Raw genomic sequence first — 22281 nt, forward strand, 5'->3', positions numbered from 1 at the left:
ATTCAATGAATGGAGTTACAGAAATACTTTTCTAAATTCCTTCTCAAAAAAAGAAAAAGACAATTAACGGAGAGAGAATATTTTCTCAGTACCGAGCTTAGTAAAGTATTGGGTACCGAGGTTCAAAATATAGCTCTTTACCGCGAAGCTTTTTCTTTAAAAAATTCTTCTAAAAATCAAGACAGCAATTACGAAAGGCTTGAATTTTTGGGAGATTCTGTTTTGGGTACAATTATTTCTTGTCATTTGTTCCAGACGTATCCTCAGGCTAATGAGGGATATCTGACACAAATGAAATCTAAGATTGTTAATAGGAAAAATCTCAATAAATTAGGAGAAGATCTCAAGCTTACCAACCTTTTGCAAAAGCAAAACAGTTCTTCCGCTTTGGGAGAGAATATCTCCGGAAATTTATTCGAGGCCTTAATCGGTGCCGTTTATTTAGACTTCCATTATGATGCCTGCAAAAGGATCATCTTGGAAAAATTGCTGACCCCTTCTGAGATCAATAAGCTTGAAAACAAAATTGTAAGCTACAAAGGTCTCCTTCTTGAATGGAGCCAAAAGAAGAAGGTTAACATAAAGTACGAAACCTGCGAGGAAATACAGGCAAATAAATCTGTCGTATTCAGATGTCATGTGTGGCTGGGAGATGAAAAGATTGCGAATGCAACTGAGACTTCTAAGAAGAAAGCAGAGGAAAAAGCAGCACATAGGGCATTTTATATTTTAAATAAAAAAGAAAATATACTTGGAAATTCAAAAACTTTATGATCTTGATGATATAGAATTTGAAGATATTGCCATAGGATTGGTAAGATTAGCCAAAGATGTACCTGCTCACGAGTTTTTCTATAAAATAAATCAAACAAACGACCTCAATTTTTCAAGAAAGAAAGATCTTGTCTTTCATGGGGGATATTATGATTATCTTTTTCCAAGATTTGAAGCCTACCACAAGTTTTCAAAGACCTGTTTTACCTTCATTTCAAATAAATCTTCTGAAAGTAAGCAAAAAAAAATTCAGACAGAACTCTTTACAGAAGAAGAAAACATTAAATTTTTATTAAATAATCAGGTAGATGTGGAATATATTCTGCATAGTTCGGAACAGTTTCCTGATTTTTCCGTAATTTTGCTCCCTGAAAATCTTGTGTTTCCAATTCAAGATTATACACTGAGTTCTGATGAAGAACTTTATCAAATTATCCAGTATTATGAATAAGTATTTAAAGAAGACAAAAATTATCGCAACACTAGGGCCTGCTTCATCGTCGAAGGAGGTAATGTTAGATTTAATGAAAGCGGGTGTTGATATTTTCAGAATAAATTTTTCCCATGCAGATTACGACTTAGTTCGAAAAAATATTGAAATAATTAGAGAGCTAAACAGCGAGTATGGTTATTCAGTGGGAATCTTGGGAGATCTTCAGGGTCCTAAGCTGAGAGTAGGAGTTGTAAAGGAAGGATCTTATCTGAATCCAGGTGATATTCTTACCTTCACCAATGAAAAGATGGAGGGAGATTCCACGAAAGTGTACATGACTTACCAACAGTTTCCACAAGACGTAAAAGTAGGAGAAAGAATCCTAATTGACGATGGAAAACTTATGTTGGAGGTTACTGAAACCAATGAAATAGATACGGTAAAAGCAAAAACCATTCAAGGGGGACCGTTAAGCTCTAAAAAAGGAGTTAATTTACCTAATACAAATGTTTCTCTTCCTGCATTGACAGAAAAGGATATTCAGGATGCTAATTTCATGCTTGACATGGAAGTTGACTGGATTGCCTTATCATTTGTTCGTCATGCTCAGGATATTATCGACTTGAAGGAGCTTATTAAAGCGCATCCAAATGGTAAATTCAAGACTCCGATTATTGCAAAGATTGAAAAGCCTGAAGGGGTTAAAAATATTGAAGAAATTCTTCTTGAATGTGATGGATTAATGGTAGCTCGTGGAGACCTTGGAGTAGAAGTTCCAATGGAAGAAGTTCCTGCGATCCAGAAAAACCTGGTAGAAAAAGCAAGATTCTATTCTAAGCCGGTGATTATCGCTACCCAGATGATGGAAACGATGATCAACAGCTTAACACCAACCAGAGCGGAAGTAAATGACGTTGCCAACTCTGTATTGGATGGTGCAGATGCCGTAATGCTTTCGGGAGAAACTTCTGTAGGGAGATATCCGGTACAGGTTGTGGAAAACATGGCCAAAATTGTAAAGAATATCGAAACCACTCATTTTTACCAACATAAAAATGAGCCTATCGAAAAAGATTATAACTGTATTGATGAGAGATTCATTACCAACAGGGTTTGCCTTGCAGCGGTAAGAATTGCTAAAACAACAAACGTTTCTGCTATTGTAACGCTTACTCACTCTGGATACACTGCTTTCCAGCTTGCAGCCCACAGACCAAACTCTCACATCATTGTATATAGTGGTAACAAAAGGGTTATTACCATGCTGAACCTTCTTTGGGGTGTTCACGCATACTATTATGATATGAAGAAATCTACTGATGAAACGATTATCCAGGTAAATATGCTGACTCATAACTACGGTTATATTGAAACCGGAGACTTTGTAATCAATATCAACGCTACTCCATCATACGAAGGTGGAAAAACGAATACGCTGAGATTGACGACAGTATAAGCAAAATTACTTTTTGTCAAAACATAAAAAACTCCTGGAAATTGATTTCCGGGAGTTTTTTTATATTATAAAATTGGCTCATGAATACATTGTACTTTTTACATTGTACAATATACTACGGCACAATCTAATTACCTACAATAGTCTTAGCTGTTACAAATTCTTTTAAAGCCAACAGGGACAATTCTGTTCCATATCCTGAAGCTTTTGTTCCTCCAAATGGAAAACGCGGATCAGAACTCGTCATACGATTGATATTGACAGTTCCTGACTCAAGGTTTTCAATGAAGAATAACTGACGTTCTTTATTTTTCGTCCAAACAGAATTAGAAAGTCCGAAAGGAATATCATTCGCCATCTGCAAAGCTTCTTCCTGATTTTTTGCTATCATAATCATTCCAAGAGGTCCGAAAAGCTCTTCCTTCAAAATTGGATTTCCCTCCTGAACTCTGATTAAACCAGGTTTAAACTCATTTTCAGAAACTCTTTCCAAAGGAATGATAATTTCGGCACCATTTTCCAGCGCTCTGTTGAACTGCGCTTCCAACTCATCAGCAAGATCAGGTCTAGCCATTCCTGCTAATTTCGTTTCTTTATTTAAAGGATCTCCAATTTCATATTTTTTATATTCTTCAATAAATATTGGTAAAAACTGATCCTCGATCTTTTCATCAATGATAAATCTTTTGGCTGCAGTACAGGTTTGTCCACAGTTTTGAAGTCTTGATTTCACTCCCGCTTTTGCTGCATCTTCCAGGTCTGCATCATCAAAAATGATAAAAGAATCACTACCACCCAGTTCAAGCAAAGATTTTTTGATATTTAATCCGGCTATTGAAGCCACTTCTCCACCTGCTTTTCCACTTCCTGTTAAGCTCACTCCCCTTACAGCATCGTGTTCAAGGATTTCCTTTACAGCTTTGTGTCCTACTTCAAGGTTTTGAAAAATACCTTCAGGAAAACCTGCTTCCAGAAGAACATCAACAATGGCATTTCCACTTCCGAAACAAATTGATGCATGCTTTAAAACCACTGTATTTCCAGCCAAAATTGCAGGAGTAGCAAATCTTAATACCTGCCAAAAAGGAAAATTCCAGGGCATTACGCCTAAAATTACTCCTTTGGGAGCATAGTGAACTTCAGAATAAGCAAATTCTGATTCTACTTTCTCAGGTTTTAAAATATTCTCAGCGTTTGCATAATAATTCATCATTAAAGCACACTTTTCTACTTCAGCAATAGATTCTGAAATAGGTTTGTTCATTTCTGTTGTAATTATTCTCCCAAATTTCTCCGAATTATTCTTTAAAATTTCCGCTGCTTTTGCAATTAACTTCTGCCTTTCCTCAAACGGCACTTTTCTCCACACTGAAAACGCTTTATCTGCTTTAATAAGCTTGCTTTCAATTAATTGTTCCATAATATAAATTTCTGTTTTAAATTCAGCTAATGAATTTATGAGCGCTTTTATTTTAAAAGCACGGTGAAATCAGCAAATTCCATTCCTTAAGGGTCAATAAAATAATGATTTTCTCTATCGGAAGAATATAGCTTTATCTTAAATCATTAGCCATTCATTCACAAGACATGCTGCAAGTCTTGCTGTTCTGTCCTGAATATCGAAAGAAGGATTCACTTCTGCTACATCCAGTGCCAGCAATTTTTTATTTTTTAAGATATGTCTGTAAAAATGCATAAAAGCAGTATCCGCAAAGATACCATTATATGCTGCTGCCGATACTCCGGGAGCAATGGATGCATTAAAGACGTCCATACAAATGGTAAGATAGGCATAATCTACACTGTCCAGCAATTCATCGATACGCTGATAGATGGATGTAAGATTTTCAAAAAATAATTCGTCAGCAAGAATATATTTCATCCCATACTGATGAGCCGTATCAAAAAGCTTTAATGTATTGGAGTTTCTCTGAATTCCAATATGCAAAGAATTGATGGGTCCTTCCTGGGCAATCTGCCAGAATCCGGTGCCAGAACTCGGTCCTACTCCTTTTTCCGGCTGCCTGTTATCAAAATGGGCATCAATATTAATAATACCAATTTTTTGTTCAGGAAAAGCTGTTTTAACCCCTAAATAATGGGCATATGTCACTTCATGGCCTCCACCCAGCACAAGGGATTTTCCTCCTTTTAAAAGTACTTTTGAAACATTTTTGGCAAGATTATTCTGAGTATTTTCCAGATTTCCGTCTTCACAGGTAACGTTTCCAAAATCCAGCATTGAAAAGTCAGGAAGGATCACCGGAAAATTAGACATATTTTTTCGGATCACATCAGGAGCATCTTTCGCTCCCTGACGGCCTTTATTTCTTCTTACTCCTTCATCTACAGCAAAACCATGCAACGCAAAGTCACCTGTAGAGATGTTGTCGTAATTATGTTCTTCTTTTACTCTTTGAAATAATCTGTGATAGAGAAGTTCTTCTCCGTCCAATCTGCCTTGCCAAATATTACTCATTATTCAGTCATTTGCCTATTGTCTGCCCTTCCATCAACTCATATGGGAAACATGCTGATGGAAGAACAAATATGGTTAATTTATAATTTTACATCAGATTTCCGTCAATGTACACATTTTCTGCTTTTAAGCTTCCCTGATTATACAGTACATTCTGGAAATTATTGGTTTTGAAAGTCACAAAATCAGCTTTTTTTCCGGCTTCCAACTGCCCTCTATCTTCAAGATTCAATGCATAAGCAGCACGGAAAGTCATCCCTGCCAATACTTCAGCTGTAGTCAGTTTCTGGAAAGTGGCTAAAATAGACGCCTGGGTAATTAAATTTCCCATAGGGGCTGATCCCGGATTCCAGTCACTTGCAATGGCTACAATAGCTCCTGCATCCAGTAATTTTCTTGCCGGAGTAAATTTCTCACCCAAACCCAGGCTCGCTCCCGGAAGAGCTGTTGCCACAGTATCAGATTCAGCCAGAAATTGAATATCTTCATCAATGGTTGCTTCTAAATGGTCTGCAGACTTCGCTCCCACTTCTACTGCAATTTTTGAACTTCCAGGGGTAAACTGATCGGCATGAACGGTAATTTCAAAACCTAGTGCTTTTGCTTTAAGTAAGAAATCCTTACTTTCCTCAGGCTGAAAAGCAGACTTTTCAATAAAAATATCTACTCTGTTTGCCAATCCTTCTTCTTTTACTTTTGGTAAAATTTCGGTGATGATATATTCCAGATATTCAGGATTGCTCCCTTCAAAATCTCTTGGTTTTAAGTGGGCTGAAAGACAGGTAGGAACTAGGGTTGCTTTAGTTTCGTTCTGGGCTTTTTTAATAATTCTAAGCATTTTCAGTTCATTTTCCACATCCAGTCCGTAACCACTTTTCACCTCAATTGTCGTAATTCCCAGCTCAACCAAGAAGTTGATTCTTTCCACTAAAGTTTTCAGCAATTCTTCTTCTGAAGCATTTCTTGTGTGCTGTACAGAACTCCAGATTCCACCACCACTCTCGGCGATTTCCAGATAAGTTTTCCCTGCATTACGCATGGCAAAATCATTCGCACGGTTTCCTCCGAAACAAATATGGGTATGTGAATCTACAAAAGCAGGAAGAGCAATCTGTTCTCCCTCTATCTGTTCAATTTCTATGGTAGGATTTTCTGTTTTTAATGTTTCGAAATTTCCAACTTTCCGGATGGTATTCTGATCTACTACAATTCCTCCGTCTACAATAATTTCCAGCTGCTCATCGGAAAGTTTTCCTCTTAAGGGTAAGTTAGCAAGTGTCACCACCTGCTTAAATGGTCCTATTAATTTCATTAGTCTAAAGTTAATTCGATGTTTAGATTCAGGCTGATTAGTTCTTCAATCAACACCTGTCTGCTAAACAGTCAAAATTTTATTAATTTTTATTAATAATTTCTCCTCTCAAAAATACTTAAAATATCCCAAATATTTAAATCTTAGGTGTTCTCATTTTCAACCCTGGCTAAAACCTCTGTATCAATCTTAACGTTTTCTCAATCTGCCCTTCAACCTTAGTCGAAATTTGCTATCTTTGAAGTAAATGAAATGAATTAATGCCAGATTTTTTACATCCAGATAAGGAAAACTACTCACGAGAGGAGCTGATGCAGGAAGAACAGATCCGTCCCCAGAGCTTTAAAGATTTTGCGGGACAGAGAAAAACGCTGGAGAACCTTGAAGTTTTTGTTACCGCTGCAAAAAGACGTGGCGGAGCACTAGATCATGTTTTATTACACGGTCCGCCAGGGCTTGGTAAAACTACGTTGGCCAATATTATCGCTAATGAGCTTGGAGTAAACTGTAAGATTACTTCTGGTCCTGTATTGGACAAACCAGGTAGCTTGGCTGGTTTATTGACTAATCTGGAAGAAAATGATGTTCTTTTCATTGATGAAATTCACCGTCTTTCTCCTGTTGTAGAGGAATATTTGTATTCTGCAATGGAAGATTACAAGATTGACATCATGCTGGAAACAGGTCCCAATGCCAGAAGTGTACAGATCGGACTGAATCCGTTTACCCTGGTGGGAGCCACTACAAGAAGTGGTATGCTTACCAAACCAATGCTTGCCCGATTCGGGATTCAAAGCAGGCTGGAGTATTACTCTGTTGAGCTTTTATCAATGATTATTCAGAGAAGTGCAAGGGTTTTGGGAGTTGTTATTTATGAAGATGCCGCCATAGAAATTGCAAGAAGAAGCCGTGGAACGCCAAGGATTGCCAATGCATTATTGAGAAGGGTACGTGATTTTGCTGAGATCAAAGGAAATGGTGAAATTGAGATTAAGATCACAAAATATGCACTGGATTCTTTGAATGTGGATGAATTTGGTCTGGATGAAATGGACAATAAGATCATGCGTGTCATGATTGAAAATTTTAAGGGAAAACCGGTAGGTATTTCTGCGCTTGCCACATCCATTGCTGAAAATCCGGAAACACTGGAAGAAGTGTATGAGCCGTTTTTGATTCAGGAAGGATTTATTATCAGAACCCCGAGAGGAAGAGAAGTTACAGATAAGGCTTACAAGCATTTGAATATTACAAGACCTAAAAATCCGGGAGAACTATTCTAATTCAAAGTTTTGAGTTTAAAGTTCAGGGATTTTAGTGTAAGGTTAACAAGAATTTTTAGTTTATGTTTATTCCCAAATTATATAAAAGCGAAGATTACCATTTGATGAGAGAGATCATCAAAGAAAATTCTTTTGCTTTACTGATCTCTTCTGTTGATAAGATAAGAGCGACCCATTCTATGATGATGCTTAATGAGGATGATCCGGAAAATGCTTATATTGAAACTCATATTTCGAGAGCTAACCCACAGGCAAAAACCTTACAAAACGGGGATGAAGTTCTTTGTGATTTTCTAGGTGCCCACACGTACATATCCAGCAGCTGGTATGATCATATTAATGTTTCCACCTGGAATTATGAGGCAGTACAGATTCACGGAAAAGTTGAAGTAATGGATCATGATGAGCTGTATGCCCATTTGGATAAATTGACATCCAAATATGAAAGCTTCCAGCAATGTCCAATGATGGTGAAAGATATGGGCAATGCCTTTGTGGAAAAGGAAATGAAGGGAGCTTTTGGGATTAAAGTTATTCCAACCGAAATATTTATCAAACAAAAGCTTTCTCAGAACAGAAAAGAGACGGATTTCAACAACATTGTCAGCCAACTTGAACAAGCTGATGATAACGCAAGAAAGATTGCGGAGAAAATGAAACAAATAAAAAAATAATCAAAATATACATATGAAGTTATATCCAATACAATGTGGAAAATTTAAACTGGACGGCGGTGCTATGTTCGGAGTCGTCCCGAAGAGTCTGTGGGAAAAAACTAACCCGGCAGACGAAAAAAACCTGATCGAATTGGGAACCCGCTCCCTGCTTATTGAAGACGGGAAAAAACTGATCCTGGTAGACTGTGGCCTTGGTAACAAACAGGATGATAAATTTTTCGGACACTACTCTCTTTGGGGAGACGATACTCTAGATAAAAATCTTAAAAAATACGGCTTTGTAAAGGAGGATATTACGGATGTATTCCTTACGCATCTTCACTTCGACCACTGTGGCGGTGCTATAGAATGGAATGATGACAGAACCGGATACAGACCAGCCTTCAAAAATGCCCATTTCTGGACTAATGAAAATCACTGGCAGTGGGCAACAGAACCTAATGCAAGAGAAAAAGCAAGCTTCCTGAAGGAAAATATTATGCCGATGCAGGAAAGCGGACAACTTAACTTTTTGCCTCTTCCTACCACCGGAAATTACGGCTTTGCTCCGGACCTGAAAATGGATGTCATCTTTGTAGACGGACATACCGAAAAACAGATGCTACCGGTCATTCAATACCAGGAAAAAACAGTTGTCTTTGCCGCCGACCTTATTCCTACTGCAGGACATATCAACCCGGTGTATGTGATGGGATATGATACCAGACCTCTTTTAACAATGGAAGAAAAAGGCAAATTCCTTAAGCAATGTGTAGACAACGAATATTTACTGTTCTTTGAGCATGATGCGCATAACGAGCTTGCAAGTCTTAAAATGACAGACAAAGGAGTAAGGCTTGATGAAACGTTTAGCTTTAATGATGTTTTTGGATATTAATTTTGAATCATGGAAGAATTACATTCAGAAACACAACAGACAGAACCGGAACCAGCACCCAAGATCATTGGTTTAACCGGAGGAATAGGCTCAGGAAAAACCACAGTAGCACGCTTTATAGAGGAATTCGGTTTTCCGGTCTATTATTCCGATGACAGAGCTAAAGCTATCGTTAATGAAAGCGAAGATCTGAAAATAAAAATCAAAGAACTTCTTGGTGAAGAATCTTATGATGAAAATGGATTGTATGACAGAAAATTTGTTGCTGATAAAGTTTTTAATAACAGAGATCTCCTTCAGCAATTAAACGAAATCATACACCCTGCCGTAAGGGTTGATTTTGAAGACTGGGTAAAGAAACAAAGCAAATATTTAGTTTTCAAAGAAACAGCACTATTGTTTGAGCTGAAGCTCAACAGACAATGTTACAAATCTCTTTTGGTAACAGCTGAGGATAACATCAGGATCAAAAGGGTAATGGATAGAGATCAGAAAACCTACCGCGAGGTAGAAACTGTCATGGAAAAACAAATGCCTGAAAGGGATAAAATTAAAATGGCAGATTGTATCATCTACAACAATACCAATCTGGAAGAATTAAAAGAACAGACTGAGAAAGTGATCTTCAGTATTGAATAAATAAAACTCGTTAGAAGCTTTTCTAACGAGTTTTTTTCTGCTAAAAATTATTTCTTAGGTAAGAATTCAACCAAGATTCTTTTGCAAAAAATAAGCCTCCATTTCTGGAGGCTTATTCTATCTGAAATTTAAATGATTTATTCTTTGATAAATTTCTTTTGGGCAGTATTACCGTTATCATCGATATCAATCACATAAACACCGTTAATCAATCTGCTTACGTTGATCTGGTTGTTTAATAAGATACCGTCAGCGATTACCTGTCCTGCAGCATTGTAGATCTTATATTTAGCTCTCTTGCTAACATTTTTCACAAACAATACTGAGCTTACCGGGTTAGGATAAATCATAACACTTGTCTGATCAATCGGATTAGCAACGATCGGTTTAGAGATTCTTACCGTGTAATCCTCTACTTCTCCGTTTTTGAAGTCAGTACAGTTTACAGGGATACCATCTCTTGACATGGCTACTCTCATCACTACATACTTATAGTCTGTCATACTTACAAAAGCATCTGCAGGGACATTGAATTTACCAGATACAGGGCTGTTTGAATTCGGTGAAGAAGTGAATACTCTTTCGTTGATATCAAACTCTCCATTTCTGTTGAAGTCAATCCATACTGCGATTCCTTCGTTGTAAGTAGTTCCTGTCCATTTCTTCTCGATGATGATCTCATTGTCAGTTGATCCCTGAATCATCTCGATGAATGTCTTAGGTACTCCTGTATAATCTGTATAGGTAGAAGCTCCGGATTCATTCTCCATTGTTTTCTTACCTGTAGGCTTCACAGTAACTTTAGAAATATGCTCTCCTGTAGAACTTTCTGCTTTCATTTTACAGTAAATTACTGTAGGTGTTGTAAAGTAATATGGAGGAGTATAGTTTCCTGGTGTACCGTTACAGATATTGACTACCTGCATCTCATATTTCGTTAATTCTGTAAGTCCTGTTAATACAAGATTATTAACTAATGAAGGTACTTCTGTCCAGCTTGGAATTCCTACTTTTCTGTATCTAAGAACGTATGTCGCTCCTGGGAAAGGATCCCACTGAATCGCTGCCGATGTTGGAAGCAATTGAGTAATTGTTAATCCTGGAGGAGGAATTTCACATATTCTTTCTGTAGTAAATACTTTAGGGTTAGAATATGGATTCAATGTTGTTTCTCCGTTACACTGGTTTGCAATCTGAACTTCATATGTAGTATATGGATCTAAAGGAGTTGCACTTCCTAATACATAAGTATTTGCAGGAGCTGCTGGTAAACTCACAATATTCCAAGTAGTAGTCCCTACTTTTCTCCATCTCATCGTATACGTAGAGCTTGCTGCTAGCGGAGCCCATGTAATCAATGCTGTTGTTGGAGTAATGTTACTTACCGTTACATTTGGAGGAGTAGGATCACATCTCGTAGTAAATGTTTTGATAGGAGTTGCCGTTCCCACGATATCTCCACAAATTGCTGCTACCTCTACTTCATAAGTAGTAGCTGGTGTCAATCCATTAATAACTAACGGAAGGTTACCCAATTGTGCTGAAGCATATACTTCTGTCCAGGCTGTTGTTCCCTGAACTCTGTATCTTACTACATAGCTCACTCCTGCTCCTGTGATGGTAACAGTAGCTGTTGTATGCGTTGTAGTAAATGTTGGTGCGTTAGGAGTTGCATTGCTACAAGGTCTGATTCTAACTCTGTAATCTTCAACTTCTCCATCCACTGCATTCTGGCACATTGTAGGAGCACTTGTACGCTTCAGTACAACTCTCATTGTAGTTGTCAATGGTCCTGTATAAGCAGTTGAAGGAACAGCAAAAGTAGCTGTAACCGGAGTAGTTGTGTTAGCCGGAGAAATTAAGATTCTCTCAGCATCTGTAAACTGTCCGTTTCTGTCAAAGTCAATCCAAGCTGTTACAGCGTCATTACCTGTTGCGCCTGTCCATCCTTTTGCTACAGAGATTTTATTATTTTGAGAATTTACATCTAAAGTAATAAGAGTCTCCGGAGTAGTATAGCTGATATAATTTGTCTGTACTGAAGTATTATTCATTGGTGGAACTCCAAGATTCGAAGAGGTAACTGTTACATTCGAAATATGGTCATTCGTTCCTGTACCAGTCATTTGACAGTAAGACAATGGTGGTGTTGTAAATGTTACTGATCCTGAATAAGCTCCTGTAGAACCGTTACAAGTTGTTGAAACCTGAACTTCATAATTCGTCTGCTCATTAAGACCAGTAATTCCATAGTAGTTCTGACCTGCAGGAACAGTTGCTGTTTGCCAAACACCTCCAGGAGTTGTTCTCCATCTAATGTTATAAGTAGCTCCAGCAGTAGCAACCCATGATACTGTTGCCGTAGTTGCCCCAATATTGTTTACGGTAATATTTGTCGGAGCAGCCGTTGTACAGTTTTGAGGATCTACAAATTTTACTGCATAATCTTCTACTTCTCCCTGAGTGAATGTACCACAAGGATTAGCATTATCAAAATATCTCATTACTACACGCATACGGGTAGGAAGAGTTCCTGTATATACATTACCACTTGCAACGGTAGGCACTGCAAAAGTAGCCGTTACCGGAGTAGTTGTGTTATAGGTAGTATTAAGAATTCTCTCACTGGTTTCAAATGTTCCGTTTCTGTTAAAGTCTACCCAAGCTGAAACTCCGTATGAAGTAGGAGAACCTGGCCAGTATTTGTTGACAGAAATTTTATTATTGGCTGAACCTCTTTCAAAGATAACTACTCTTGTAGCATCTGTTGTATAATCTTTATAATTGTCAGATCCGGAATTACTCAACATGATAGGAGTATTCGTAGGAGTAACAGTTACATTATTAATATATCCACTTGTTGCAGTATTACCTGTAGGACCTGCTGTACAATAAGTAAGAGCTGGCGTTGTAAAAGTAACACTTGATGAGAATGCTCCAGTTGTTCCTCCACAAACAGTAGCTACCTGTACTTCATATGTAGTCTGCTCCAATAATCCTGAAAGTATTTGATTACTGATTAATGGGGTATTGACTGCAATCTGCTGCCATGCTCCGGAAGGAGAAACTCTGTATCTTACGATATAAGTAGCTCCTGTAGCTGATGTCCAAGTAACATTAGCAGAAGAAGGAGTTACGTTATTTACCATAATATTAGAAGGCGGCGCTGTAGAACAAGGTGATAAGTCTATAAACTTAACAGCATAGTCTTCAGTTTCACCATAAGAGTATGTTCCACAAGCATTAATAGGGCTGTATTCGTTTAATACAACACGCATTTTTGTAGTCAGGTTTCCAGTGTAAACACCACCAGCAACACCTGGTACTGTAAATGTAGCGGTAACCGGAGTTGTTGTATTACTTGGAGAAGTAAGTACTCTTTCATTTGTTTCAAAAACACCATTACGGTTAAAATCAATCCAAACTCCTGTTAAGAAGCTATATTGATAACCTGGCCAGGTCTTTGAAACAGAAACAGTAGCACTACCTCCTCTTACCAAAGTAACGACTCTTGTAGGATCTGTACTGTAATCTGTATAACCACTCTGATCAGAGTTGCTAGTCATGGACGGAGCACCTTGTGCATTAACAGAAACCTGGTTGATATATCCATCAATAAAAGTACTCGTAGCACCGGACGCACAATAAGTAAGTGCCGGAGTTGTAAAGTTTACACTGGAAGAGAATGCTCCCTGAGTACCACCGCAAATCGTAGCTACCTGAACTTCATACTGAGTTTGTTCGGTTAATCCCGTAATAAGCTGGTTTCCAACCAAAGGAGTTGTAACATTGATTGTTGTCCAGGCGCCTCCTGATACAGGTCTGTACCTTACCACATACGTAGCTCCTGCAGAAAGATACCAACCTACATTAGCTGAAGTTGTTGTCAGGTTTGAAACCGTGATATTAGTAGGTGGAGCTGTTGAACAAGCCGGTAGCGGATGGCTTTCCAATTGTATTCTAGGAATATCTGCAAGTCTGTCTTTTGCAGAAGGGGGTGCAGCAGGATCCGGGTTTGTAGTATCTTCATAATAGATGATACCTCGGTTTGCCCCTGCATTATAAGATCCCCAAGCCGTACCTGGCGAAGATGAATAGCCTGGAGTTTTTTCATTTACAGCAACTACCAGGTTGTCTGTTCCGTTCCATAAAAACGGTGTAGCCAATTGAAGAGTTACCCAGTTTCCGTTTGTTAAGTTAGGTAAAGTTCCGGCAAACACCTGAGTTAAAGAACCTAACGGAACCCAGTTTGTATTGGACGTAAAGGCATTCTGGGTTGTATTACCCATATATACCACCCAATCCTTATACACATCCTGAGAAGTTGAAACGGTAGTGGAATAAAACTTTATGGCCGTGATATAGTTCGACGTACCTATGGCCGTCGTAAGCTCCGCAGCAGTATAAATCTGCTGAGAATAACTATACCCATAATAGGAACGTATGGGGAGATACACAGAGGTACCCGTTCCTGTCCCGATCTGCCCTGCCTGAGCCGAGACTTTGGATACAAAGCCTGTACAAATCAAACAGAGAAACAGAATTAAAGAGGTAAAGAGTTTCTTCATAATGTTTTCATTATAATATTAATCACACAAATCTAATCATTTTTTATTATTAATTTATAAGTGCATTTGGGTTTTTTCTGAAAAAAAACAATATTTTTTCCACTTATGCTCTAAATAAAGAAATCCCCGGGACTTCCCGGGGATTTACTAATATTTAAAGGTTATCTTTATTTCTTGATAAATTTAGATTTGAATTGTTCAATTCCTTTATCATCTATTGTAATTACGTATCCACCTTTAACTAAAGTTGAAACATTTACCTTTCCACTATTGATATTTCCTCTATCTACTAATTGTCCGGCAGCACTATAAATTTTATAAGTTGCTTTATCTGAAACTTTAGTAACGTTTAGAACATCCGTTGCAGGATTTGGATAAATCTGAATACCATTATTTTTAACAGCATTTTCAGAAGTAGCAAGGTTACCTGTAATAACTACGTTATAGTCTTCAACTTCTCCGTAATCGAAAAGATCTCCACATACATAATCTGAAGGTAATGATAAACCAACATTTCCGTTTCCAGTACCAGCTCCAACATAGAATGCTACCACTCTCATTCTTAATGGCTGTCCTTCTACAGCATTACTTGGAATTGCAACATTTGCATTGATCACCGTTGATGGCTGCGTTAATGTTACAGGATAATTCAATACTCTTTCTGAATCACTGAAAATACCATCCTTGTTAAAGTCAATAAATGCTGCTACAGCATCATAATCTGCAATATCAGGGTTACCAACAGTAACAGACATAGGATAAGTATTTCCTTTTGTTAAGTTAATCTGAAGAGCTGAATTCGTAGTATAGTTTGTATATGTACTGTTTGCAGAAGTATTATTTACATTGGCAAGAGTTACATTGGCAATATACTCATAGTTTGCACTTCCTGTAGAAGCTGTACAATAAGTAAGTGCAGGTGTACTGAAGTTTACAGAAGTTGAATATGTTCCTACCGTAGTACCACAAACTAAAGCTACCTGAACTTCATAAGTTGTACCATCAATTAAGTTACTTAAGTTGATTGAAGGAACTGTTGTATCCGCCTCAGTCCATACAGTTGAACCTACTTTTCTGTAACGTACTTTATAAGTAGCTCCAGTATAAGACATCCATGATACACTTCCTGAAGATACAGTAATGTTGCTCACCACTACGTTAGTTGGCGCCGCACTGCTACATGCAGATAGAGGAGCGATACTAACAGGACCTACAGCATAGAAAACATTTCCTATTGAAGAAATTCTTACTTTAATAGTCTGACCGTTCAATGAAGAAGGGAAAGTAAAGTTTTCAGATCCGTCGTTAGGAGTTGAAGCTGATAATACAGTCCAGGTTGTTCCGTTATCTGTAGTATAGTCAATCTTTACGTTAGCAACATTATAAGGAGCTGCGTTAGTATTTGCAACAATCCACTGAACCGGAGTTGGAGTATTCACATCAGCATATTGGTTAGCTAATCTGAAAGGACCATTATCTCCTACAACAATTGTCTGAACTTTAAAAGCTGACTGCTGTTGAGCTACGTTAGAATTGTTATCTCTTACAGTTAATGCAAAATTTGTAGTTCTTGCTGTAGTAGATACAGCCTCCCAAGTATTATTTGCATTATTTAGTACTCCACTCATTACAGAAGCAAATTTCGGGAAGTATCTTGTTGGGCTTGCGTTTGGAGCAGCAGATCTGAAAGAAGCTCCAGACATTGTATTTCCTAAGTTATACTTATCAATAGAAACTGAAGCGTCATCCACCTCTTCCCAAGAATAAGTCATTGGATCATTTTCAGGATCTGTAGCACTACCTGTTAAAGCAAAAGCAGTCCCTTTTGGTATTGTATATGTTGGAAGATCAGCAATTACCGGAGGGTTATTGGTAATTGTAGTTTCTACGTCACAAGTTTTTGCAATTAAGTTAGCTTGTACCTGACCGATACTTGCTTTATGGAAATAAGGATCAGAATTAGCCTGAACATCTGTATCAGGACCTGTAATACCTGCGTATCCCATAATGGTAGTTCCTGAACCTGGTTCCATATTCACACCACTTCCTTCAAGATTGTGAGAGAAAGTATGGTTAGCTCCTAACTGGTGACCCATCTCATGGGCAACGTAGTCAATATCAAAGCTATCTCCTGATGGAATTCCGTTTGCTGGAGAAGTAAATCCTGAACCTTTTCCTTTAGGAACCGAAGTGGTAGGATTAATACATACACACCCGATACATCCGGCGTTTCCTCCACCTCCTGATTTACCGAATAAGTGTCCGATATCATAGTTTTCATTTCCTACATTGGCTGTCAAAGCACCCTGTAGCTGTGTATTCCATGCACCTCCAGCACCTGTTGATGCAGCAGCATATGGATCGGTAGCCGGATCAATATAAATTACATTAGGAAAATTCTGCAAATTCAAATGCAATGCAAAATCTTTTTCAAAAACTCCATTTACTCTGGTTAAAGTATTGTTGATGGCAACAAGTGCAGGAGCTCTTTTTTGGTCATCTGTAGCTGTAGCAGGTACACCAGCAAGTCCCATAAAGTATTGGGTATACTCACCAGTAACAGACATTGCCAATCTCATTGTTCTGTATTTCTTATCAGAACTTTTGTTAAAAGTTGTTGCCTGATTAGAGAATGACTGCCCATTTTTTAATAAAGCATCTATTTCCTTTTTAGCAGCAGGAGATTCTTCTGTAGAACATAAGAAACCATTCTTTTCCTTTTTTGTTTTAGGATGAACAGCATACACTGTTTTATCTGCAGAGGCAGGGTCAATAAATTCATACTTATCTCCATGAATGATCATCGACTGAAAATCATTAGGAGCAATACTGAATCTTAAAAATTTGGTAGGGTCATCGACACTTGATCCAACATAAGATCCCAATTCATACTTGTCCGCCAGTTCTTTTACAACTACTGGAAAACTGTACACATTAAACCTTTCAATCTTCCCGCTCATCGTAGGAAGAGAAATTACTACAGGAGTGGAATTAGATCCCATTTCCTGTGCATTCTTCAGCTGAGATCTCAGTAAGTTCAGGTCTAACTTATAGTACCCGTTACCTCTTACATTGGATTGATCTACTCTAAATCCTGTACTTCTTTTGTTATCGTCTCCTTTTTTAAGAGAAGTGGGTGTCCATTGGCCGAACACTGCGCCTCCTATAAAAGTAAACATTAAAGCAGTAAATACTCTTTTCATAAATTAAAACACAATTATAATTTCCGCCAAATATAGCTATTTTATAACTCACACAGATAAAATAAGTTAATATTTTTTAATATTATACATCTAATAAGCACATCTATTAAAAAAAATACAAACTTTAGAACATTCTAAAGTTTGTATTTTATATATTTTAAAGATAAAGGATTTATATTTCTAGAACTTATAAGCAATATTCCATGCAAATCCCATATTGAATTTTGAAGAACTTCTTCCAAAACCGGGAACAATCATCGGAGAGATATCATCCTGCTTAGAAGTATATACCATGTATCTTGGCTGAAGATTCACATCTATATAGAAGTTGGAACTGAATAACTGCACCCTGCCTCCTATTGTTCCTTCCAGCCAAAAAGAAGTTTGTGAGGATGAAGGAAACGCTTCAGAGGAATTACTTCCCCCAAATCCGCGAACGGGGACAGCCATATATTCCTGATTATAGAATGATCCGGCAGCTTTTCCACCAGCATAAAATCCGTTGAATTCATTTTCGGAATCTTTTGCCAGCATATAAAATGCACCCAACTTAACGAAAGGGCCGCTTGCCTTAGCATCATACCCATTCTTCTGATATATGTTTTTTTCAAAACCGGCTTCTGCAATAGCATGAATATTTCCTCTGATTTTTGAGGAAATAAATCCCTGGTACAATTTTCTGTCCGAAAAAAATCCGGCTCCTGTATTCAATACATCAAGGCCAACCATAAAATTGGGTTCATATTTTTCGTGAACCTTCTTCTCTGCTTCCTTTTTTTTATCCTGTGCCCAGCTTATTATTCCAAATAAACTAAAAAGAAAGGTAAAGATTAGTCTTGTCTTCATTCTCTATCTGATTTTGTCCGGCTTCCAGCTTCAGAACTGGATTAGGAGTTAATAATTCTGAACTTAAATTCTCATAAGTTTTTTTGATCCCACATCCTGGAGACACATACGTTGACTTCGTAGTATAATTAATCCTTACTTTAGACTCTACCCCTTTATTGGTAAGTTTAAAATAAACATCTGTATAGGGCGAATTGTCTACCCGTAGAGGAATCAACCTTGAATCAATCTTTGCAAGTCCTCCCAGATCTACTTTTCCTGCACCATAATCTACCGCAACATAGAGTGAATCCAGAGTTCTATCTTTTCCAGAATCCAGTGATCTGAAAGCTACCTTCATTCTTGGAGTTCCTTCTCCGCTTTCGCAAATATCATCATCTCCTCCACAGGAAAAAAGCATTCCTAAAAGACAGATTGCTATGAGAAATTTAAAATATTTCATATTAAGATTTGAAATTCAAATTTAAATAAATTTATTTTTTAATCAACAACGCAATGTTCTCAACATGGTGTGTCTGCGGGAACATATCTACTGGCAAGATCTTTACTAAATTATAGTGATCTTTCATCAAAGCAAGGTCTCTTGCCTGAGTAGCAGAATTACAGCTTACGTAAACTACTTTTTCAGGTGAAAGTTTTAAGATTTGCTCTACTACCTTCTGGTGCATTCCGTCTCTTGGTGGATCTGTGATCAATACATCTGCTTTAGGATGGTTTGCCATGAATTCATCATTGAAAATATCTTTCATATCTCCACAATAGAACGTTGTATTTGTTAAACCGTTCAATGCAGCATGTTCTATCGCCGCATCTATTGCTTCCTGTACAGATTCTATTCCAATAACCTGTTTTGCATTTCTTGCTACATATTGTGCAATTGTTCCTGTTCCTGTATAAAGGTCATATACCACTTCATCTCCTTTCAGATCAGCAAACTCAAGTGTTTTTCTGTATAATTCCAATGCCTGCTTGTAGTTGGTCTGGAAGAATGATTTCGGTCCTATCTTAAACTTCAGTCCGTCCATTTCTTCCATAAGGTAACCTTCTCCGAAATACACATTAATATTTAAATCATAAATAGAATCATTCTGCTTAGGATTAATGGCATATACCAATGTTTTAATCTGCGGAAATTTTTCCAATAAGAATTCAAAAAGCTTCTCTCTGTTTTCTTTTTCTTCTCTGTAAAGCTGGAAAAGAACCATCCATTCTCCTTTAGAGTTCTGTCTCATCATCAAGGTTCTTAAAAACCCTTCCTGATTTCTTACATCAAAGAAGTCCAGACCATTATTTACTCCATATTCTTTTACAGCAAGTCTTATTGCATTGGAAGGATCTTCCTGAAGAAAGCACTCTTTCAGATCAAGAATCTTACTCCACATTCCCGGGATATGGAATCCCAGGGCATCTCTACTTCCGAAATTCTCTTCGGAACTGATTTCATACTGAGTAAGCCATCTTGCATTGGAGAAGGAAAACTCCATTTTGTTTCTATAAAAATACTGTTCTTCAGATCCTAGAATTGACACGGTTTCAAAGTCATCAATTCCTCCGATTCTTTTGATATTATTATATACTTCTTCCTGTTTAAAATCGAGCTGTTTTTCATAGCTCATATTCTGCCATTTGCATCCTCCGCAGGTTCCGAAATGGACGCATTTAGGATCAACCCTGTAGGGCGATTTTTCAAGTACTTCAATAGCTTCGCCTTCATAATATTTTGACTTCGCTTTCTTCACTTTTACGTTCACAATATCACCTGGTATTGCTCCTGAAACCATCACAGCTTTTCCTTCTTCTGTTCTTCCGATTGCCACGCCTTTTGCTCCGGCAGTCAATAGCTTTATATTTTCAAGAATTAAATCTCTTTTTTTCTTCCTACTCATTCTAAAATTTTCTATTTTCCTAATTGAAACTTTTACGTTCCAGTTTGCAAAAATACAATAAAAAAAACCTTATCCGAAGATAAGGTTTCTATACTGTGTTAAAGTTTATTATTTTGTTGGAGCCGGCTGTGGATTTGCGGGCTGTGGAGCTTGCTGCATTGCAGAAGGATCAAGCTGTAATTGCGGCTGCGTTTGCATATTCGGCTCTACTTTTGGAGCTGAAAGACCTGTTTGTTTATCAAGAATCGTTACTAATTCCTGCTCACCCAGGTTTACAAAAGATCTGCTGGCAATTTTACCATCTTTATCAATGATTACAAAGCAAGGTAACTTGAATCCGTATACACCATATTTCTTAGCGATATCTGAGTTCAAACCTCCTTCTCCATAAACATTTACTCCCTGAATTCCTTTTAATAAGGAGTTACTTGTTTTAATGAACTGGTCTTTTGTATCATCAACGTTTACAAATACAAAATTCATTTTAGACTTGTAGAAGTTTACTACTTCCTTTAGTACAGGTACCGTAGCTTCGCTGATGTAAGGATTCCATGAAGCATAGAAGAATAACATATAAGGTTTTCCTTTGTTTTCAGAAAGTTTATAAGCTTTTCCGTCTTGTTTTGCTAAAGCTGCTTCAGGAGCTGCATCTCCGATTTTAAGACCTGTAATCGCTACCTGCATTTTTAAAAGATCACTTTTAATCGTAGCATCTTTAATATCTGAATCGATAATCTTTTTAATCTTGTCGATATTGGCAACCGGAGTTGTTGGATGAATATCAGCCTGAGCCATTACAAAAGCAAGAAGATAATCTTTTGCAGTCTGAGATAAGTCTTTCTTTGTTTTTAAATACTGAGCAAACATCTCAGAAGTTGTAATTCCTGTTTTTCCTTTGCTGTTTGCTTCAGCATACTTCTGGAAATCAGGAGTCATTTTTACAAGAAGATATTGTCTGTAAAGAGGAATCGTTTTCACCATTGCATCTTTATCTGTCTCTAACTGAGTTTCATAATCTTTAAAAGCCTTGGAAGCTTTGTAAGAAGGGTTTCCAGACATTGGACCGTGCCCCATTTCATAATTGGCAAGTAAGTTAAGAATAGTTACTTTCACGTCGTTTTTCTTCCACTCTAATAATCCTTTGCTAGGGTTATTTTTCTTGGCAAGATCATCTACATTTTTATTAATATCTGCTTCAATTTTATGCATTCCTTTCAAAAATGCAGCTTCATCTCCACCCATTAATACAGGTAAATTAACTTTGCTGCCATAGTCTGCTAAAAACTTCATACTTGCCGTAAGGAAATCATTATTCTTTTTAGCATCTCCGGTAATTACATATTCATTTGGGAAAGTAGTTCCGTTTCCAGAAATATTCACAGTTTGTCCTCCTTCAAGATAGATCAGGCTTTGTCTGCCTGCATAGTTAATTACGTACATTCCATCTTTAGGAGCATCAAAATTTCCTGAAAAGTTTCCGTCTTTATCCAGACCTATATTAATTAAAGGCAGGGTTCCTACTCCTGAAGCTTCTACAAATTCAATTCTTTCTAATGGTGAGCTTCCTGTAATTTTCCCTTTTACTTCTACTTTTTTTGAACAAGACATCACAAAGAATGTGATGATAAACAATAAAAGATATTTTTTCATTTCAATTTTTAATATTACACAAAAATACGCTTTTTAGGGCTTGCTAATTCACACTAATTATTTTTTTTAAAAATTTTATTATTACCGTTCAAAAGGGAGATTCTAATTATTGAATCCTATCTTTTTACAGGTAAAAAGTATTGGAAAGTTTTTAAAAAAACCATTCTATTACCCTTCAAATATATACTTAATAAATAA

16 protein-coding genes are annotated in these 22281 nt (G+C 37.3%); 7 read left to right on the forward strand and 9 right to left on the reverse strand.

What is annotated here, in order from left to right; all coding sequences use genetic code 11:
• The first annotated feature begins 9 nt into the window (after positions 1-9).
• From rnc to pyk, 3 genes are read left to right on the forward strand one after another with little or no spacing between them, the layout of a single operon-like run.
• The gene (rnc, locus tag ACWPWS_RS18870) at positions 10-774 is read left to right on the forward strand and encodes a ribonuclease III (protein WP_105681635.1); all 765 of its coding nucleotides are present in this window, start codon (positions 10-12) and stop codon (positions 772-774) included.
• On the forward strand, positions 752-1225 hold the full coding sequence (locus ACWPWS_RS18875; protein WP_209786931.1) for an IPExxxVDY family protein: 474 nt from the start codon (positions 752-754) through the stop codon (positions 1223-1225). The genes rnc and ACWPWS_RS18875 overlap by 23 nt, the downstream gene beginning before the upstream one ends.
• Positions 1218-2663, forward strand: a complete 1446-nt coding sequence (gene pyk / locus ACWPWS_RS18880; protein WP_105681637.1) for a pyruvate kinase — start codon at positions 1218-1220, stop codon at positions 2661-2663. The genes ACWPWS_RS18875 and pyk overlap by 8 nt, the downstream gene beginning before the upstream one ends.
• A gap of 127 nt (positions 2664-2790) precedes the next feature.
• Here pyk and ACWPWS_RS18885 read toward each other — a convergent pair whose 3' ends face one another.
• The 3 genes from ACWPWS_RS18885 to hutI form a co-directional block, all read right to left on the reverse strand.
• Complete coding sequence (locus ACWPWS_RS18885; RefSeq protein WP_309512917.1) at positions 2791-4083, reverse strand: aldehyde dehydrogenase family protein; 1293 nt, start codon at positions 4081-4083, stop codon at positions 2791-2793.
• A 138-nt stretch (positions 4084-4221) separates the two neighbouring features.
• Entirely contained in the window at positions 4222-5142 is a 921-nt protein-coding gene (hutG, locus tag ACWPWS_RS18890; RefSeq protein WP_454047551.1) for a formimidoylglutamase, read from the reverse strand.
• Positions 5143-5230: 88 nt separating this feature from the next.
• On the reverse strand, positions 5231-6454 hold the full coding sequence (gene hutI / locus ACWPWS_RS18895; protein WP_454047552.1) for an imidazolonepropionase: 1224 nt from the start codon (positions 6452-6454) through the stop codon (positions 5231-5233).
• Positions 6455-6714: 260 nt separating this feature from the next.
• Between hutI and ruvB the strand changes: the two genes are divergently transcribed.
• The 4 genes from ruvB (at position 6715) to coaE (ending at position 9930) form a co-directional block, all read left to right on the forward strand.
• Positions 6715-7737, forward strand: coding sequence for a Holliday junction branch migration DNA helicase RuvB (gene ruvB / locus ACWPWS_RS18900; protein WP_105681642.1), 1023 nt, complete (start codon positions 6715-6717; stop codon positions 7735-7737).
• Between the two features lie 62 nt (positions 7738-7799).
• Entirely contained in the window at positions 7800-8411 is a 612-nt protein-coding gene (locus ACWPWS_RS18905; RefSeq protein ID WP_454047553.1) for an FMN-binding negative transcriptional regulator, read from the forward strand.
• Positions 8412-8424: 13 nt separating this feature from the next.
• Entirely contained in the window at positions 8425-9291 is an 867-nt protein-coding gene (locus ACWPWS_RS18910; RefSeq protein ID WP_209786926.1) for an MBL fold metallo-hydrolase, read from the forward strand.
• 9 nt (positions 9292-9300) lie between these two features.
• Positions 9301-9930: a dephospho-CoA kinase gene (coaE, locus tag ACWPWS_RS18915; protein WP_209786925.1), complete on the forward strand. Its 630-nt coding sequence runs from the start codon at positions 9301-9303 to the stop codon at positions 9928-9930.
• Between the two features lie 137 nt (positions 9931-10067).
• Here the strand turns inward: coaE and ACWPWS_RS18920 are convergent, their stop codons facing one another.
• The 6 genes from ACWPWS_RS18920 to ACWPWS_RS18945 all read right to left on the reverse strand — a co-directional run bounded on the left by ACWPWS_RS18920 (position 10068) and on the right by ACWPWS_RS18945 (position 22083).
• On the reverse strand, positions 10068-14498 hold the full coding sequence (locus ACWPWS_RS18920; RefSeq protein WP_454047554.1) for a GEVED domain-containing protein: 4431 nt from the start codon (positions 14496-14498) through the stop codon (positions 10068-10070).
• 167 nt (positions 14499-14665) lie between these two features.
• Entirely contained in the window at positions 14666-17701 is a 3036-nt protein-coding gene (locus tag ACWPWS_RS18925) for a reprolysin-like metallopeptidase (protein ID WP_454047555.1), read from the reverse strand.
• A 180-nt stretch (positions 17702-17881) separates the two neighbouring features.
• Positions 17882-18547, reverse strand: a complete 666-nt coding sequence (locus tag ACWPWS_RS18930; RefSeq protein ID WP_105681648.1) for a DUF6048 family protein — start codon at positions 18545-18547, stop codon at positions 17882-17884.
• On the reverse strand, positions 18513-18989 hold the full coding sequence (locus tag ACWPWS_RS18935) for a DUF6452 family protein (RefSeq protein WP_309512920.1): 477 nt from the start codon (positions 18987-18989) through the stop codon (positions 18513-18515). Before ACWPWS_RS18935 ends, ACWPWS_RS18930 begins: the two co-directional genes overlap by 35 nt.
• A 31-nt stretch (positions 18990-19020) precedes the next feature.
• The gene (gene rlmD / locus ACWPWS_RS18940; RefSeq protein WP_454047556.1) at positions 19021-20433 is read right to left on the reverse strand and encodes a 23S rRNA (uracil(1939)-C(5))-methyltransferase RlmD; all 1413 of its coding nucleotides are present in this window, start codon (positions 20431-20433) and stop codon (positions 19021-19023) included.
• Positions 20434-20541: 108 nt separating this feature from the next.
• Positions 20542-22083, reverse strand: a complete 1542-nt coding sequence (locus tag ACWPWS_RS18945) for a TlpA family protein disulfide reductase (protein WP_105681651.1) — start codon at positions 22081-22083, stop codon at positions 20542-20544.
• Positions 22084-22281: the final 198 nt, after the last annotated feature.

The organism is Chryseobacterium sp. Marseille-Q8038 (genome assembly GCF_965111995.1).